Origin of the sequence: Streptomyces sp. NPDC008137, from assembly GCF_042957035.1 — a bacterium.
GTDB lineage: Bacteria > Actinomycetota > Actinomycetes > Streptomycetales > Streptomycetaceae > Streptomyces.
The window spans coordinates 125297-141956 of sequence record NZ_JBIBHN010000014.1; the positions used below are offsets into that span (position 1 = coordinate 125297).

At 70.8% G+C, this 16660-nt stretch carries 13 protein-coding genes; 6 read left to right on the forward strand and 7 right to left on the reverse strand.

The annotated features are described in order from the left end of the window. Positions 1 to 41 precede the first annotated feature (41 nt). Positions 42 to 3203, reverse strand: a complete 3162-nt coding sequence (locus ACFZBT_RS22745) for a glycoside hydrolase (RefSeq protein WP_391106183.1) — start codon at positions 3201 to 3203, stop codon at positions 42 to 44. A 216-nt stretch (positions 3204 to 3419) separates the two neighbouring features. On the opposite strand from ACFZBT_RS22745, the gene ACFZBT_RS22750 reads away from it, so the two are divergent. Genes ACFZBT_RS22750 through ACFZBT_RS22765 form a run of 4 tightly spaced genes read left to right on the forward strand, consistent with a single transcriptional unit; the run spans position 3420 to position 8874 of the window. Further along, positions 3420 to 4961, forward strand: a complete 1542-nt coding sequence (locus tag ACFZBT_RS22750; RefSeq protein ID WP_391106185.1) for an ABC transporter substrate-binding protein — start codon at positions 3420 to 3422, stop codon at positions 4959 to 4961. A 13-nt stretch (positions 4962 to 4974) separates the two neighbouring features. Further along, positions 4975 to 5901 carry an ABC transporter permease subunit gene (locus ACFZBT_RS22755; protein ID WP_391106187.1) on the forward strand — a complete coding sequence of 309 codons (927 nt, stop codon included), beginning with the start codon at positions 4975 to 4977 and terminating at the stop codon, positions 5899 to 5901. A gap of 14 nt (positions 5902 to 5915) precedes the next feature. Beyond that, entirely contained in the window at positions 5916 to 7880 is a 1965-nt protein-coding gene (locus tag ACFZBT_RS22760) for an oligopeptide/dipeptide ABC transporter ATP-binding protein (protein WP_391106189.1), read from the forward strand. After that, entirely contained in the window at positions 7873 to 8874 is a 1002-nt protein-coding gene (locus ACFZBT_RS22765) for an oligopeptide/dipeptide ABC transporter ATP-binding protein (RefSeq protein WP_391106191.1), read from the forward strand. The genes ACFZBT_RS22760 and ACFZBT_RS22765 overlap by 8 nt, the downstream gene beginning before the upstream one ends. A gap of 706 nt (positions 8875 to 9580) precedes the next feature. Here ACFZBT_RS22765 and ACFZBT_RS22770 read toward each other — a convergent pair. From ACFZBT_RS22770 to ACFZBT_RS22785, 4 genes are all read right to left on the reverse strand, one after another. Further along, positions 9581 to 9754: a CsbD family protein gene (locus ACFZBT_RS22770; protein WP_184586600.1), complete on the reverse strand. Its 174-nt coding sequence runs from the start codon at positions 9752 to 9754 to the stop codon at positions 9581 to 9583. Between the two features lie 104 nt (positions 9755 to 9858). Next, on the reverse strand, positions 9859 to 10236 hold the full coding sequence (locus ACFZBT_RS22775) for an antibiotic biosynthesis monooxygenase (protein ID WP_391106194.1): 378 nt from the start codon (positions 10234 to 10236) through the stop codon (positions 9859 to 9861). Continuing rightward, positions 10233 to 10958: a serine hydrolase gene (locus ACFZBT_RS22780; protein ID WP_391106196.1), complete on the reverse strand. Its 726-nt coding sequence runs from the start codon at positions 10956 to 10958 to the stop codon at positions 10233 to 10235. The genes ACFZBT_RS22775 and ACFZBT_RS22780 overlap by 4 nt, the downstream gene beginning before the upstream one ends. Continuing rightward, positions 10946 to 12628, reverse strand: coding sequence for a hypothetical protein (locus ACFZBT_RS22785; protein ID WP_391106289.1), 1683 nt, complete (start codon positions 12626 to 12628; stop codon positions 10946 to 10948). The genes ACFZBT_RS22780 and ACFZBT_RS22785 overlap by 13 nt, the downstream gene beginning before the upstream one ends. A 120-nt stretch (positions 12629 to 12748) precedes the next feature. On the opposite strand from ACFZBT_RS22785, the gene ACFZBT_RS22790 reads away from it, so the two are divergent. Together ACFZBT_RS22790 and ACFZBT_RS22795 are read left to right on the forward strand one after the other, a co-directional pair. Beyond that, positions 12749 to 14155 carry a GH1 family beta-glucosidase gene (locus ACFZBT_RS22790; protein WP_391106198.1) on the forward strand — a complete coding sequence of 469 codons (1407 nt, stop codon included), beginning with the start codon at positions 12749 to 12751 and terminating at the stop codon, positions 14153 to 14155. A gap of 138 nt (positions 14156 to 14293) precedes the next feature. Beyond that, positions 14294 to 15121 (forward strand): SAM-dependent methyltransferase, encoded by an 828-nt coding sequence (locus tag ACFZBT_RS22795; protein ID WP_391106200.1) that lies wholly within the window; start codon positions 14294 to 14296, stop codon positions 15119 to 15121. 50 nt (positions 15122 to 15171) lie between these two features. On the opposite strand, the gene ACFZBT_RS22800 is transcribed toward ACFZBT_RS22795, so the two are convergent. After that, positions 15172 to 16086 (reverse strand): Scr1 family TA system antitoxin-like transcriptional regulator, encoded by a 915-nt coding sequence (locus ACFZBT_RS22800; protein WP_391106202.1) that lies wholly within the window; start codon positions 16084 to 16086, stop codon positions 15172 to 15174. 56 nt (positions 16087 to 16142) lie between these two features. Beyond that, positions 16143 to 16373, reverse strand: coding sequence for a DUF397 domain-containing protein (locus tag ACFZBT_RS22805; RefSeq protein ID WP_391106204.1), 231 nt, complete (start codon positions 16371 to 16373; stop codon positions 16143 to 16145). Between the last annotated feature and the right edge of the window lie 287 nt (positions 16374 to 16660).

Consider the following 16660-nt stretch of genomic DNA (forward strand, 5'->3'; position numbering starts at 1 on the left):
CGCGGGGCGTGCCAGGACGGCACGCCCCGCGTCGTCGTGCGTCAGGAGCCGGTCAGTTCGATCCGGTACTGCCGGGTCTGCGAGCCGTCCTCGCTGCTCACGGTCACGACGGCCGCTCGCGATGTCTCCTTGCGGACGGTCACGGTCGCGTACGGGTCGCGGGGCGTGGCGGTGATCCTCGCCCGGTCCGGGCGGTCGGCGGCCACGCGGTAGCTCGTCCGGTCCGGGTCGAAGCCGTCGAGCGGTTCGCCGTCCACCTCGATCGCCGCGGCGGCTGAGTCGGCGGAGGCTCCCGGTGCCTTGGCGCGCAGTTCGATCTCCCCGAGGGTGATGTAGCCGCCCGGGCGTGCCGTCATGGCCACCCGGACCCCGGTCACCGGGCCGGTGGCGCGCACCGGGACGTCGGCCACCGGCGTGCCCTCGGTGCCCACGGCGACCTCGTCGCTCGCGTCGGCCCAGGTGCCGTCGGCTCCGCGCACCTGCACCTTGAGGGACTGCGCGAGGCTGAGGTTGCCGCCGTCGCGGTGGAAGTGCGTGACGACCCGGGTCAGATCACGTGCCTCGGGCAGGGTGAAGGTGATGGTGTCGGCCGGGTTCTTCGTGCCTGATCTCCAGTTCGACCAGGCCTTCTCGGACGTGTTCCCGTTGCGCAGGCCCTCGGCTGAGTAGCCGCTCTCGGTGTAGGTCGCGCCGACCGTCACGCCCTCGTCGAGCGCGGCGTTCGTGTCCCGGGGCGCGGTGACCTGGACACGTACGGCCGCCGCTGCCGTCGTTCCGCCGGGGACCCGGGCGGTGCCGCGCAGGGTCACCACCCCGGCCTGGTCGAACGCGCCGTCGGGGGCGGGGTCCCAGGTGACCGGGAGGTCGGCCGTGCCGCCGTGCCGGCCGACGCCGCTGACGGTGGTGGGCAGGTCGGGGCGTCCGCCGGTGTAGGTCTTGGCACGGGCCGGGAGCGTCGAGGCGATGGTGTCCACGGTGACGACCGCTTCGGCCCGGACGGTCCGGCCGAGCGCGTCGGTGGCCCGGCCCTTCACCCGGACGGTTCCGGGCTTGCCCCACCGTGACTCGGAGGGCAGCGTCCACCGCACGGGAAGCGATCCCCGGGCGCCGTCCCGGTAGACGGGTGTCACGGTCCCGGGCAGTTCGGGCGTGCGGCCGGGAACGGTGAACGCCTTGGCCTGCCGGGTGCGGAGCACCGTCTCGTCGGTGACGGCCCAGCGCTGGTTGGCGTTGGAGGTGGGCAGGTAGGCCGATACGCGTGCGCCGTCCGCGGTCGACTGGCCGACGACGTCGAGCAGGCGGCCCGTGGCGGCGTTGACGAAGGTCCAGGTCCCGTCCCCGGTGGTCGACATGATCCACCGCGCGGCGGTCGTGTCGCTCTCCTCCAGGACCGCCTCGTTGTCACGCACGGCGAGCCGCGTGTTCGTGGCGGCGTTGACGAGGGCGTAGCGCTCCCGGTTGCCGTCGCCCTTGGTCAGCTGCTTCACGGACCACAGCTGTGACTTGGCGGCCGGATCGGCCGTACGGACGACGACGCCGTTGCCGTCGGCGGACGGGGCCAGGGACTTGCCGCTCTGGGCGCCCTGGAGGCGGTAGGCGTGGCCGGGCTGGACGAGGGCGGCGTCCTTGTCGGTACCCGAGACACCGTCGACGAGGAAGCTCGTGACCGACTTCGCGGGGACGGTCAGCGTGGCGGCATCGTCCTTCACCTTCACCGGGGCGCCGCGTACCAGGGCTCCGTCGGCGCTGGTCACCACGGGGGTCACCTTGGCACCGGGGACGACGCGCCCGAAGCGCGAGAGGTCCAGAGTCACGGCCCGCGGGGCCGTTCCGCTGTTGACGTGCACGACGGTCGCTCCGCGGCCGGACCTGCGTACGGCGGCGACGCTGGAGGGGTCGTCGGCCTTCACGAAGTGGTCGCCGGGGCGGATGTGGTGGGTGAAGTTGCGCAGGGTGTGGAACTTGGTGTTGGCCCGGATGGGGCAGCTCTCCAGGGTGTCCTTCGCCGTGCAGTTGAACGGGATGTGGATGCTGCCCCAGTTCTTGCCCGCCTGCGCCTGGGGGATGGAGTCCTCCACGGGCTGCCACAACACCCAGGCGGACGGCTCCAGTTCACGGATGTCCTCGACGACCCGGGTGGCGATGCCGAGCCCCGGCTCCATGCCGGTGAAGTCGGTGCCGCTCCCCCAGGTGCCCTCCACCTCGCTCATCCAGAACGGCCGGTCGGCGGCCTTGGCGCTGTCGCGGGCGCTGGTGCGCATGCCGGTGCCGTAGGTGTGCACGTTGAGCTGGTCGACGGCGGCGCGGGCGGAGCTGTCGTAGGCGTTCCAGTTGCGGACGAAGGTGCTGGGGTTGGTCTCGTCCATGGCGGAGACGGTGGCGCGGGTCCTCGCCTTGTCGAGGGCGCGGCGTACGGCCAGTACGACCTTCTGCTGGAGTTCCGGGCCGGCGTGGGCGCCCTCCTGGCGGCCGCCGGTGGGCTGTCCGTCGGGGCCGATCTGGGTGCCCCAGTAGTTGGTGTTGGGCTCGTTGAGCGGGGCGAGGGTGTCGAACTCGATGCGGTGCTTCTTCTCCAGCTGCTCCGTCACCTTGACCAGGTAGGCGGCGAAGTCGTCGACGCGGTCCGGCCGTATCTGGTCGGTGTTGGCGTCGAAGCCGCCCGAGACATAGCCGCTGACGGTCTGGAACCAGGGTGGCGAGTTGCTGAAGGCCTCCCACTTGGTGACCTTGTTCTTGACCCGGTCCACCCACCAGCGCTGTCCCGGGTCGGCGGACCAGTCCCAGTGCTCGGGGTCGTCGGGGTTCCACCAGTCGGTGTCCTCCCGGGTGGTGCCCGCCGGGGCCTTCCAGAAGCCGTCCATCGTCGCGCCGGTCTTCATGTAGTCCTTGCGGACGTCGGGCGCGTTGCCGCCGCCGATGTTGTAGCGCGCGATGTTGAGGCGGAGGCCGTCCTCGCCGAACAGCATGTCGGCGAGCTTCTGGCGGATGGGCTCCGGGTAGCGGCCCGTGATGTTGGCGAACCAGACGAGGCTCGTCCCCCACCCTTCGAACTCCTGCTGCCGGTAGGACGGGTCGATCCGTACCGTGACCGCGCTGCCGGGCGGTTCGGCGGCAGCGGCGGGAGGCACGGTCACGAGTCCCGCGCCGAGGACGAGAGGGATGGCGACCGCCCAGGCCGGGGCGAGGCGATGTCTGCTGGACATGGATTCCCTTCGGGAGTGAACAGAACCGCGCAGAACCAATCGAGTTTCCCGAATGTTTTAGGACGGCAATCAACACGTCAAGAGGTGGGGCGAGTTGGGATCGACGCACACCCCTTGACGCGTTCCGCCTCGCCACCCCAATAATGACCATCCATACGCCGTCCACATATCTAAACGACGTTCTCTGTTGTGTACGCGAGCGAGCACGGAGGCGCAGTGACCGGTTTACGCACCACCCGCAGTCGTCCGATCGTCGCCTCCCTCGCCGCCCTGCTCGCCGTCTCCGGCTGCTCGGTGGCCGGTGCCGACCCCATCGGCGGCGGTCCGGACACTTTGCGCATCGTCCTGCCCGAGGAACCGCCGACCCTCGAACCGTGTGATGCCTCGCTGACCGCGACGGGCCGGGTCACTCGGGCCAACATCACCGAGGCACTCACCGAGCGCGATCCGTCCACCGGACGCCTGGGATCCGCTCTCGCCACCAAGTGGACCCGCGACTCCGCCACTTCGTGGACCTTCACCCTCCGCAGAGGTGTCACCTTCCACGACGGGACGCCCTTCACGGCGGCCGCCGCCGCGTTCTCCGTCAAGCGCGCCACGGACTCGAAGATCGACTGCAACGTCGACGGCTACATCTTCGCGGACAGCGAGCTGTCCGCCACGCCTCTCGACGACACCACGCTCCGAGTCACGACTGCGAAGCCCGACCCGATCCTGCCGCTGCGCCTGTCCTTCGTCGAGATCGTGCCGACGAGCACCGACCCCGACTCCCGCGTGCGCGAGCCGGTCGGCACGGGGCCCTACCGGATCGACGACTGGAACCAGGGCCGTCATCTGCGGCTGAAGCGCTTCCCCGGCTACTGGGGGAAGGCTCCCGAGTTCGCCGCCGCCACCTACGTCTGGCGTGCCGAGGGCAGTGTGCGCGCGGCCATGGTGACGAACGACGAGGCGGACGTGGCGATCGGGCTCGCCCCCGAGGACGGGGCCGGTGACCGAGCGGTCGAGTTCGCCACCAACGAGGTGTCGTACCTGCGGATGGACGCCACCGAGCCGCCCCTGGACGACATCCGGATCCGACAGGCCGTCAACTACGCGATCGACCGGGAGGGCCTGGTCACCGCGGTCTTCGCCGGCCGCCCCAGCGGACAGCTCGTGTCGAAGGGCGTCACCGGCTACGACCCGCGCATCAAGCCGTGGCCGTACGACCCGGAACGGGCCCGAAGGCTCGTCGCCGAGGCCCGGGCCGACGGAGTCCGCACCGGCACCACCATCACCCTCGTCGGCCGCAACGGCATCTACCCGAAGGCCGCCGAGGCGATGGAGGTCGTCCAGGACGGTCTGATCAAGGCCGGGCTGAAGGTCAGGATCAAGATGCTGGACGTCAACGCCTGGCTGGAGTACCTGCTGCGCCCCTTCCCCGCCGGCGACACCGGCCCCACCCTGCTCCAGGCCCAGCACGGCAACCAGGCCGGGGACGCCGCGTTCACGATGGGACAGATCTACGGCAGTGAGGGCGCCCAGAGCAGCTACGGCACCGAGGCGCTCGACACGCTCATCGAGGAGGCGCAGCTCGCCTCGGGCGGGAAACGGCAGCAGGCGTTCGCCAACGCGTTCACCCATCAGAACGACCAGGTCGTCCGGGACGCCGTCATGGCCAACATGACCGGTCTGCTGGCCCTCTCCCCCAAGGTCCGCTACCGGCCCGACTCCGCCACCAACGACGAGATGCGGCTCGCCGACATGCGCCGCGCGGACTGAGGGAGGACCTCACGTGCTGACCCTGCTGCGCCGCCGCGCGGTCTCCAGCGTCATCCCCCTGCTGGTGGTGGTCTTGGGCGTCTTCTTCCTGGCCCGCCTCACCGGGGACCCCGCCAACCTGTATCTGCCGCTGAGCGCGACGCCCGAGATGCGGGCCGAGTTCGCCGCGCGCAACGGCCTGGACGAACCGCTGATCACCCAGTTCGGCGACTATCTCGCCCAGGTCGCCCACCTCGACTTCGGCGAGTCGCTGCGCACCGCCCAGCCGGCGGGCGAGGCCGTGGTGCGAGCCTTCCCGGCGACGCTCCAGCTGGCCGGCTGGACGATGCTGCTCGCCATCGTGGGCGCGGTGGTCATCGGCAGTCTGGCGGCCTACCGCCCGAACTCGGCGACCGACCGGGTCGCGAGCTTCCTGTCCTCCACGGCCGCCAGTGTCCCCGACTTCTGGATCGCCATCATGGGCGTGCTGGTCTTCGCGGTCACCCTGGGCTGGCTGCCCACGTCCGGCACGAGCGGCGCGGCGGCGTGGGTGCTGCCCGTGGCCACGCTGTTCATCCGCCCGTTCGGCGTGCTGGTCCAAGTGGTGCGCGGCGCCATGGTCTCGGCGCTGTCCGCCCCGTATGTGAAGGTGGCGCGCGGCAAGGGTGCCTCCGAACTCCGGGTGGTCTTCGGGCACGCCCTGCGCAACGCCGCCGCCCCGGCACTGACCGTCGCGGGTGATCTGGCCGTGGGGCTGGTCAACGGGGCGGTCGTCGTCGAGACGATCTTCGGCTGGCCCGGTATCGGCAAGCTCATGATCGACTCGGTGCTGCAGCGCGACTTCGCGGTGCTTCAGGCAGCCGTGCTCGTGACCGCACTGGCGATCTTCGCCCTCAACATCCTGGTCGACCTCTGCCACGCGCTCCTCGACCCACGGGTCCGGCAGCGGGCGGCGGCATGAGCCAAGGACGGGACATGCTTCAGCAGAAGGCCACATCCCAGACGGACGTCACGGCGGTACGGCGGCGGTGGCTCGCCCTGCTGCTCCAGGACCGGTACGCCTGCGCGGCAGCCCTGCTCCTGCTCCTGGTCGCGCTGAGCGCCGTACTGGGGCCGCTCCTGGCCGGGGACCTGGCGACCCGTCAGAACCTGCGCGCCCCGGGCCGGCCTCCCTTCAGTCTCGACCACGGCTGGGCCTTCGTCCTCGGCAGCGACTCCCTCGGCCGGCCCGTCGCCGCGCGGCTGCTGGCCGCGGCCGGGACGACCCTGGCCGTGGCGGTGCCCGCCGTGCTGTGCTCGCTGGTCATCGGCTCGGTGTGGGGCATGTGGGCGGGCTATCACGGCGGTTGGCGCGAGAGCGTGTCGCTGCGGGTGGCCGACGTGATCCTCAGCTTCCCCTCCCTGCTGCTCGCCGTGGTCGTGCTGTACGTGTTCTCGCCGAGTGCCGCGAGCATCGTGCTGGTGCTGGCCGTCGCCCGGGTCCCGGTCTATCTGCGCACCGCCCGGGCCGAGACGGCGGAGTTGCGCGGCCGGCTGTTCATGGACGCGGCCCGGACGTTCGGCACGGGCGGCTGGGCGGCGATCCGGCGCCATGTCGCGCCGAGCGTGCTGCCCACGCTCCTGACCGTCGCCGCGCTCGACTTCTGTTTCGTGATGCTCGCCGAGTCGTCGCTGAGCTTCCTGGGGATCGGCATTCAACCTCCGGATGTGAGCTGGGGGTTGATGGTCGCTCAGGGGCGGCAGGAGCTGCGGAGTGCGTGGTGGATCGCGCTCTTTCCGGGGCTCGCGATCGTCGTCACGACCGTGTCGGCGACCGTGCTCGCTTCCTGGGCCCGGCTGACGACGGAACCTGGGCAGCGGTGGCGCCAGGGTCTTGGACGGCGTTCCCGCGCGTCACGTGCGGAGGGCGGGAGCGGCAAGGGTTCGGTGACGGGGAGCGCGGTCGGCGCCGGCGACCGTACGGCGAGCGCGGGCCTCGTCGTGGAGGACCTGTCCGTCGACGTGCACACTCCCACCGGGCCGGTCCACGTCGTCCGCGACGTGAGCTTCGCCGTGCGGTCGGGCGAGACGCTGGCGCTGCTGGGCGAGTCGGGCTGCGGCAAGAGCATGACCGCGCATGCGGTCGCCAATCTGCTCGACCCGGTCGCGGAGGTGGTGGGCGGGCAGGTCCGGCTCGACGGCGAGGATCTGCTCGCGCTCGGAGCACGGGCCAGGCGCCGACTGGCGGGGCCGGGGCTGGCCATGGTCTTCCAGGACGCGCTCAGCGCGCTCAACCCCGTCCACACGGTCGGAACGCAGCTGGCCGAGCCGTTCCGCATCCACGAGGGCATGTCCCGCCGCGCGGCGCGGGCCAGGGCGGTGGAGCTGATGGAGCGCGTGGGCATCCCGGAGGCCCGCTCCCGGGCGGGGGCCTATCCGCATCAGTTCTCGGGAGGCATGCGGCAGCGCCTGCTCATCGCGACGGCGGTCGCCCTGCGGCCGAAGGTCCTGATCGCCGACGAGCCCACCACGGCCCTGGACGTCACCGTGCAGGCACAGATCATGGACCTGCTCGGTGAACTGCGGGCCGAGCAGCGGACGGCGCTCGTCCTCATCACGCACGATCTCGGGCTCGCCGCCGAGCACGCGGACCGGGTCGCCGTCATGTACGCGGGGACGGTGGTGGAGACCGGGCCGGTGGCAGAGGTGTTCGGCAGGCCCCACCACCCGTACTCCCGGGGCCTGCTGGAGTCGGTACCGGCCGAGCAGCACCGGGGCTCCCGCCTGACGTCGATTCCCGGGAGCCCGCCGGACCCGGCGGCGGTGCCGGCCGGCTGTGCCTTCCGTACCCGCTGTCCCCTGGCCCGTGAGCGGTGCGTGACCCACCGCCCGGCGCTGACCGGCACCGGCCCCGGCCGGGCCGCCGCCTGCCACTTCGGGAAGGAACTGGCCGATGCCTGAACGCGGGACCCTGCTGGAGGCCGCCGGTCTGGCCAAGAGCTTCACCGTCCGGCGGACCGTGCGCGGCGGCACCCGGCTGCGGGCGCTGGACGGGGTGGACCTGGCCCTCGGGCGCGGGGAGACCCTCGGCCTGGTCGGCGAGTCCGGCTGCGGCAAGTCCACGCTGGCCAGGATCCTCCTGCTGCTGGAACGGCCCGACGCGGGCACCGTGCGGTACGAGGGCGTCGACCCGTTCGCGCTGTCGGGTGCGGAACTGCTGGCCTGGCGGCGGAAGGTGCAGATGGTCTTCCAGGATCCGTTCGGTTCACTCAACCCCCGCATGAGCGCGGCGGATCTCATCGGGGAGCCCTGGCTGACCCATCGCGGCCTCGTCCCCGCTGCACGGCGGGCGGCGCGCGTGGCCGAACTCCTGGAGATGGTCGGTCTGCGCGCCTCGGACGCGGGCCGTCATCCGCACGAGTTCTCGGGCGGTCAGCGGCAGCGGATCGGCATCGCCCGGGCCCTGGCGCTGGAACCAGAGGTGATCGTCTGCGACGAGCCCGTCTCCGCGCTGGACCTGTCGGTACAGGCGCAGGTGCTCAACCTGCTGTGCGATCTGCGGGACGAGCTCGGGTTGTCGTACGTGTTCATCTCGCACGACCTGTCCGTCGTGCGGCACCTCGCCGACCGGGTCGCCGTGATGTACCTCGGCGGGATCGTGGAGACGGGCCCGACGGAGGAGGTCTACGAGCGACCTCGCCATCCGTACACGGAGGCGCTGCTGTCGGCGGCCCCTTCGCCCGTGGCCGGGAGCGGGCGCCGGCGGCAACGGATCGTGCTCACCGGCGAGATCCCCTCCCCCGCCGACCCGCCGTCCGGTTGCCGGTTCCGGACCCGGTGCCCTCGGGCGCGGGACCTGTGCGCCGAAGCCGCACCCGAACCGCCGCCGGGTGCGCCTCTCCACGGCGCCGCATGCCACTTCCCCCTGGAGGAGGCACCCTCGGTCGCCGTGTGACGGGCGGTGTCATTCGACCACGTCCACCAGGAACTCCTGGTCACGGGCCCCTGTGCACCGCTGCTGGGCGATCTCGGCGCTCGTCGGTTCTGGACCCGGCCGACGGCCCTGGCCGCGGCCGGGCCGGTGCTCGCGGGCGTGGCCGCGGGTCCGGTGGGGTGTTCCGGGGCCGCGGCGGGTCCCGGAACGGGCGTCGCTCCGTCGGCGGCGTGTGCCGACCCGCTGTCAGGGGGCATAGCCTCACCGTCCGTCTCGGACGGCTCGGCGGTGGCCAGCCGGTCCTTGGCCTCCAGCCCCAGACGGCGACGTCCTCGTGTCCTCCGCAGGCGCGGACCAACGCGACGACCACCTCGGCACGCGGCAGCGAGTCCCGACGCAGCGCGTCGGCCGCGGTGCTGCGCGCGAGCACATCACCGCGCCGTTCCGCGATCCTTTCCAACTGCCGGTAGGTCAGGCCGGAATGTTTTCTGAGCCTTCGCAGGCAGTCCACGAACTCCGCGGCGCTGCGCGCCTCGTGCGGCAACGGACGCTGTCTCCCCATGTCCGGCCATCCTCGTCGTGCCTCTGGCCATGGACAATCCGGAATTCTGCCAATCCCCGTCCCGTCGCTCTCGTGGTCCGGACCGTGACGCCGTGCGCGCGCGAGGCTCCCGACGGGCACGTGGCAGGGCCCTGCGGCATGATGCCGCAGGGCCCTGCCCGCCGCTCAGTGCTTGAAGACGTCCTTGGTCTTCTCCTTGGCCTGCCGGGCGTCTCCCTTGGACTGTTCCGCCCGGCCCTCGGCCGTCAGCCGCTCGTTACCCACCGCACGGCCGATCGTCTCCTTGGCCTTTCCCTTGGCCTGCTCGGCCTTCGCCTTGGACTTCTGTTCTCCAGCCACGATTCGTTCACTCCAAGTCGTGTCCGACTTCGGGGTCACCTGCCGAGTGACCCAGGGAGAGACGGTCAAACGTGAGTGAGGAACGGAGCACGACGACCGTGTCGCTATGTGGTCGCGGAACCGCCATCCTGCGCTCGTGTGAACCCGTGGCTCCGCTCCACCTTCGCCACATGCAGCGTGTACCTCTGGTACCACTCGGCCTGCCCGCGCTTCTGCGCCGCGCGGTGCTCGGCATTGGTCCGCCACTCCGTGAGGGCGTCCGCGTCGCGGAAGTACCCGACGGTGATGCCCAGCCCGCCAGGAGCCTGCGCGTGATCCATCCCCAGGAAACCGGGGACGTCCTTCACCAGTTCCTCCATGCGTGCGGCGGTCTCGCTGTAGCCGCTCTGGTCCTGGGTTCGCACCGAGGTGAAGACGACCACGTAGTAGGGGGGTTCATAGGCCTCGACGGGCGTGACAGGAGCTTCGGAGTGGGTGCTCATGGCGCCAATGTAGGGCAGGGCGGCACCGCCGACGACACCTCGGCCAGGAGCCGCTCCACCTCGCTCCCCCAGCGTGAGGCGATCACCAGGTCGCGTGCCGGGTCCACCCACAGCAGGTGGTTGCCACCGTTACCGCGGGCGCAGCGGCCGGTGCGCGGGGCCCGGGGCCATACCGTGCCGCGGTCATTGAGCCACCAGGACAGGCCGTAGTCGGGCTTGACCGGGCACGGCGTCCACAACTCCTCGATCCAGCGCCGCGACAGGACCCGTCGCCCGCCCCACCACCCCTCCCGCAGGCAGAGCAGGCCCACGCGGGCCAGGTCCAGGGCGCTGATCCACAGTCCGCCGCCCCAGTGCGCGCCGCCGGAGACCACCGGTACCCCGGTGCCGTCGAGAGCGATCACGGCGTGGTCGTAGCCGTGCCAGGACCAGCCGTCGGAGGCACCGGTCGGTACCATGACGCGCTCGCGCAGCACGTCCGGCAGAGAGCGGCGGAACAGGGCCGTGAGTGCCAGCGCGGCCAGGTTGACGCGCACGTCGTTGTAGGCCCAGCCGGCGCCGGGCGGTCCGCCCGCCGACTCGGTTCCCTCGCGGGTGCTCTGGGCGTCCACCCACGTCGGCTTGGACCACAGCTCGCCCTCCCACTGGCTGGTCTGGTCCAGCAGGTGGCGCCAGGTGATCGCCCGCCCGGCCGGCGCCTGCGTCGAGGTCAGTGGCAGCACCCGTCATCGGTCCGGGGGCCGGGACCGGTTTCCAGGCGGCAGAAGCAGGACGCCTCGACGGGGACGTCGGCCAGTGCGGTCGCCATTCTCAGCTGCTGGGCGACTAGGGCGGCCTCGCCGGTCTTGCCCGTCCGGAGCAGGCATTCGTGGAAGCCGTGCAGGGACCAGACATTGCCGGGGTGCTGCTGGGCGCGGGGCAGGGTGGCGTCGAGGCCGAGGTCCGCGCGGTAGACGGCCTCGGCCTCCGCCACGCGGCCCTGTTCCAGCAGCAGTGCGCCGTAGGCGTGGCGGGTGGGCTGCATCCAGCCCCACGGCTCGTCGTAGGGGAGGCTGTCGTCCAGTTCGATGGAGCGCTCCAGGGCGGCGAAGGCGAGGTCGTGGTTGCCCCTGCGGTATTCGAGCTCTCCGTCGAGCATGGCCGACGCGATGGCGAGGATGTCGTGGCAGGTGTTGTTGAACAGCATCCGCGTCTCGGGCACCCGGCTCACCGCCTCGCGGAAGAGCTCGCGCTCGGCCTCCGCGGGACCGACCTCGCCGGTGGCCGAGAGGGCGACGCCGCGGGCGTAGTGCCGCATGGCGGTGGTGACCGCGTAGAGCTCGGGATCGGCGGGGGCGGGCAGGGCGAGGATGTCGGTCCAGCGGCCGAAGCGGATCAGCACGTGGACGCGCATGGCCAGGAAGCCTTCGAGCCAGTCGGCCATCGGGGGGCTCGGCACGCGGAGCAGGTCCTCGGGGATGGCCGCTTCGAGCTGGGCGGCGGTGTCGAGGGCGACCTGCGCCTGGCCGAGGAACATGGCCCCGTAGATCTTGAAGTGGTAGTTGTGCGCCCGGTAGAGGGTGTAGAAGTTCATCGCGCCGGCGCGCCGGTGGTACTTCTCGTCCACGGCGATGGCCTCGCTGTTCGCCGCGACGACCCGGCGGTAGTCCCCGCACAGCACGTCCAGGTGCGAGGGCATGTGGTGCAGGTGCCCGGCGTCGGGCACGATGCCGCGCAGCCGGTCGGCGACGGTGAGGGCCTGCTCCGGCGTCGGGGACATCTCCATCAGGTGGATGTACAGGTGCAGCACCCCGGGATGTCCCACGCCGGCGTCCGTGGCGAGGGCGCCGTCGAGTACGGCCTTGGCCTCCACGGTCCTGGCGCCCTCGGCCGGCTGCCCCGTCCTCAGGTCCCACAGCTGCCACGGGGTGAGGTTCATCAGGGCGTCGGCGTGCAGGGTGGCGATGTCCGGGTCGTGGGGTGCCAGTTCGTACACCGTGCGCATCGCGTCCGCGTACGGCTCGTTCCAGACAGAGCAGTCCTCGACGGCTTCCGACTGCGGATAGCGGGCGCGCAGCGCGGCGATCAGGGCCTGTTCGACCGGGGTGGCGTTGACGGCCTTCTCGTGAGCCCGTTCGACGGCGGTGTGGGTGCGTTCGACGGTCCGCACCAACTCGTCGTCGTCGAAGAATTCCCAGGGCTTGTTGTAGTTCGGACCGAGCGCGTAGGCGATGCCCCAATACGCCATCGCGCACTCCGGGTCGGCCTCGGCGGCCTTTTCGTAGCAGGCGACGGCTTCTTCGTGGTGAAAGGCGTACGTCCACAGCAGACCGCGATCGAACCAGAGCTGAGCTGCGGAAGAGGACGTGGTGACGGGTCGGCTGTAGGTGCCGAGGTCGTAGTAATCGTCCATGGTCATCTCCTGGAGAATCGGCCCGATCCGGTGAGAATAGCGGCCGTGCACCTTCTCTCGACCTTCTACCAATTCCGACTATCACCAGATCACCTTTTCGGATTTCGGTAAAGTGCACGGATGCAGCTTCCGGCGCACCTGACCGACCTGACTGGCTTCCCGAGTTTTCCGCCCGGCTTCGTGTTCGGGGCCGCTACCGCCGCGTACCAGATCGAGGGCGCGGCGCGGGCGGACGGCCGCGGGCCGTCGATCTGGGACACCTACTGCCACACCCCCGGCCTGGTGGCGAACGGGGACAGCGGTGATGTCGCCTGTGATCACTACCACCGGTATCCGCGGGACGTGGCGCTGCTGCGTGAGCTCGGCGTGGACTCCTACCGGTTCTCGATAGCCTGGCCGCGCATCGTCCCGGACGGGTCCGGTCCGGTGAATCCCAAGGGGCTGGACTTCTACTCGCGGCTGGTCGACGCACTGCTCACGGCCGGCGTCGAGCCCGCGGCCACGCTCTATCACTGGGACCTGCCGCAGTCCCTGGAGGACCGCGGCGGCTGGCGGACCCGGGAGACCGCCGAGCGGTTCGGCGAGTACGCGTCCGTCGTCGCCGCGCGTCTGGGCGACCGCGTGCCGCGCTGGATCACCCTCAACGAGCCGTGGTGCAGTGCCTTCCTCGGCTACTCCGTCGGCCGGCACGCCCCGGGCGCCCGCGAGGGCCGGGGCGCGCTGGCCGCGGCCCATCACCTGCTGGTCGGGCACGGCCTGGCCGTGCAGGCGTTGCGGGCGGCCGGCGTACGCGAGGCGGGCATCACCCTCAACCTCGACCACCACCTCCCCGCCACCGGCTCCCCCGCCGACCGGCAGGCCGTCACCCGCGCCGACACCCTGCACAACCTGGTGTGGACCGAACCGATCCTGGCGGGCCGCTACCCGGCCACCGAGGAGGAGACCTGGGGCGAGTTGATCACCGGCCAGGACTTCCGGCGGGACGGCGACCTGAAGCTGATCTCCCAGCCGCTGGACTTCGTCGGCATCAACTACTACCGGCCGATCGTCGTCGCCGACGCCCCGTACCGCGAGAGCGACCCGGCGCTGCGCGTGGCGACCGACAACCACTACGAGGAGGTACGGCTGCCCGGGGTGCGGCACACCGCCATGGGCTGGCCCGTCGCGCCCGGCACGTTCACGGATCTTCTGGTGCGGCTCAAGGAGCGCTACGACGACGCTCTGCCGCCCCTCCACATCACCGAGAACGGCTCGGCGGAGGACGACGAGGTGAGCGCCGACGGGTCCGTCCACGACAACGACCGGGTCGCCTACCTCCGCGACCACCTCACCGCGCTGCGGGCCGCGATGGACGCCGGCGTCGACGTCCGCGGCTACTACGTGTGGTCGCTCCTCGACAACTTCGAGTGGGCCTTCGGCTACGACAAGCGTTTCGGCATCGTCCGCGTCGACTACGCCACACAGCAGCGGACGCCGAAGGACAGCTACCACTGGTACCGGGCCATGATCGCCGCGCAGCGGCGGTGACGACCCCGCCCGAGGAAATCATCTTGTCGTTCGATCCGGTGGATGTGCGCCGAGAGGCTGGCACCGCCCAACTCCCGCTCCCTAGGATGTACTTCCTGTCCAGCCAGGCCGTTGGCGCGGCACTTCGCAGGGGGAACGATGCACTCCGAGAAGCAGTTGTCCACCGAGATCGACGCGACCGTGCCGACGGCAGCACGCATGTACGACCACTATCTGGGCGGTAAGGACAACTACGCGGCGGACCGCGCCGCGTGCGAGGAACTCGACAAGGTCGTGCCCAGCACGCGCAGCCTGGCCCTCAACAACCGGCGTTTCCTCCAGCGCGTCGTGCGGACCCTGTCCGAGGAGTACGGCATCCGGCAGTACCTGGACCACGGCTCAGGCCTGCCGACGCAGGACAATGTGCACCAGGTCGCCCAGCGCATCGAGCCCACGACCCACGTGGTGTACGTGGACAACGACCCGATGGTGCTGGTCCACGGCCGTGCGCTGCTGGAACAGGACGAGCGCACCACCGTGATCCACGCGGACATGCGCGAGACCGACCTGATCTTCGACCACCCCGACACCAAACGGCTGATCGACTTCTCCGAGCCGGTGTGCGTGCTCTTCAACTCGGTGTTCCACTGCATCCCGGACAGCGACACCGACGGGCCGCTCGCCGTGGCCCGCCGCGTCCGGGAGCGGCTCGCGCCCGGCAGTTTCCTGGTGATGTGCCAGCTGGTCAGCGAGGATGCCGAAGTCCGTGACTTCGTCACCAACTTCATGGACCAGGCCACCCAGGGGCACTGGGGCCGGGTGCGTGAGCCCAAGGACGTCGAGGCGTACTTCGAGGACCTGGAGATCCTGGAGCCGGGCCTCGTGGAGGTGTCCACCTGGCGTCCGGACACGGAGGTGGCGCCGCGTCAGCTGACGCACGAGTGGATCGAGTTCGGCGGCGTGGGACGGATTCCGACGGAGAAGTGACGGAGAAGTAGCGAGAGCACCCGCACATCACGGGTAGCGCTGCTCCATCGTCACGGGTAGCGCTGCTCCATCGTCTGCCGCAGCAGTTCCAGGGAGTCACGTGGCTTGAGGGCCTCGTCCGCGAGCCGGTCCAGCGCGATCCGGTACTCCTCGGTCTCGTCGCGGTCCTCGAGGAAGTTCGCGCTCTTGATGTGTTCCAGGTAGACCACGTCGGGCAGGTCGAGGCCGCCGAAGCGCAGATACGTGACCGGGATGGCGGGCGCCGAGGCGTTCGTGACGCTCAGCGGCACGATCTGCACCGTCACATTCGGCCGCTCGGCCATCTCCACGAGGTGCGCGAGCTGTTCCCGCATCACGTCGGTGCTGCCCAGGACGCGCAGCAGTACGGACTCGTCGATCACCGCCCACAGTTGCGGGGCCTCCTGCCGCAGCAGCAACCGGGCCCGGTGCTTGCGGAGTTCGACCCGTCTCTCCACCTCGCCGGCCGGTGCGTTCGGCAGGCCGCGCTCCACCACGGCCCTGGTGTAGGCGGGTGTCTGCAACAGGCCCGGCACGTACTGGATCTCAAACGTACGGATGGTCGCGGCGGCCTCCTGGAGTCCGACCAGCCGGTCGAACCACTCGGGCATCAGCCGCTTGTCGTACCGCTGCCACCAGCCCGGCTCTCCGGCCCGCCGCAGCAGCTTGAGCAGCACCGACACCTCGTACTCGCCGGTGTTGTACAGCCGCAGCAGCGCGCGGACGTCGTTCTCCGTCGGCGGGCGGCGGCCCTTGCCCGACTCGATGCGGGACAGCTTCGCGGGACTGAACCCGACAGCGCGCGCAGCCTGGTCCTGGGCGAGTCCGGCATCCTCACGGAAGCCGGCCAGCTGCACACCGACCAGCATCTTCAGCAGAGTCGGGGCCGGCTCGGGCCTGTCCAGGTAGGGTTCCAGACGGGAGATGCGATGCGACGCGGCGGACATCCTGACTCCCAGCAGACCAGACACAAGGGCGATTTACCCTATCGCACCCACCCTCTTCAGAGCAGGTGGTCGAACTCGCCGTCCTTGGCACCGGCCAGGAACGCAGCTACCTCCGCCGCCGTGTAGACGAGCGCGGGCCCGTCGGGATCACGGGAGTTGCGCATCGCGATCCCGCCGTCCACGAGCGGGGCGACTTCGACGCAGTTGCCCTCGGCGTTGCTGTGCCGGCTCTTGATCCAGCGGGCGTCCAACTTGCTCGCCCGCACTCCGTTCCGCACTGATGGCACCGCGGTCTCCTTGCTGTTCTCGTACCACGCCGGGCACGGTGTGCCCGGCCGTCCAGCCGAGACCGGCCGCATCACTCGGCCGTGCTCGTCCCGGCTTGCGTACCCACAACGGCTTGATTTTCACGCAATTTCTCGTGCAATTGCACGCGAGCACCGTCAGCGTGGATAATAGCTGCGGCGTCAACCCCTGTGCTGGCGCCGCGTCCTGACGTCGCATCGGGGAGATGCCGTGTCATCACCTGCGCAGCACGTACTCCGGCCGCCGAGCGGGGCTGGCGCACAGGAGA

Excerpts from the sequence above, each read along its gene's own strand:
- ACFZBT_RS22745 (WP_391106183.1), bottom strand. The coding sequence starts at position 3,203 with ATGTCCAGCAGACATCGCCTCGCCCCGGCCTGGGCGGTCGCCATCCCT.
- ACFZBT_RS22760 (WP_391106189.1), top strand. The coding sequence starts at position 5,916 with ATGCTTCAGCAGAAGGCCACATCCCAGACGGACGTCACGGCGGTACGG.
- ACFZBT_RS22765 (WP_391106191.1), top strand. The coding sequence starts at position 7,873 with ATGCCTGAACGCGGGACCCTGCTGGAGGCCGCCGGTCTGGCCAAGAGC.
- ACFZBT_RS22775 (WP_391106194.1), bottom strand. The coding sequence starts at position 10,236 with ATGAGCACCCACTCCGAAGCTCCTGTCACGCCCGTCGAGGCCTATGAA.
- ACFZBT_RS22785 (WP_391106289.1), bottom strand. The coding sequence starts at position 12,628 with ATGGACGATTACTACGACCTCGGCACCTACAGCCGACCCGTCACCACG.
- ACFZBT_RS22790 (WP_391106198.1), top strand. The coding sequence starts at position 12,749 with ATGCAGCTTCCGGCGCACCTGACCGACCTGACTGGCTTCCCGAGTTTT.
- ACFZBT_RS22795 (WP_391106200.1), top strand. The coding sequence starts at position 14,294 with ATGCACTCCGAGAAGCAGTTGTCCACCGAGATCGACGCGACCGTGCCG.
- ACFZBT_RS22800 (WP_391106202.1), bottom strand. The coding sequence starts at position 16,086 with ATGTCCGCCGCGTCGCATCGCATCTCCCGTCTGGAACCCTACCTGGAC.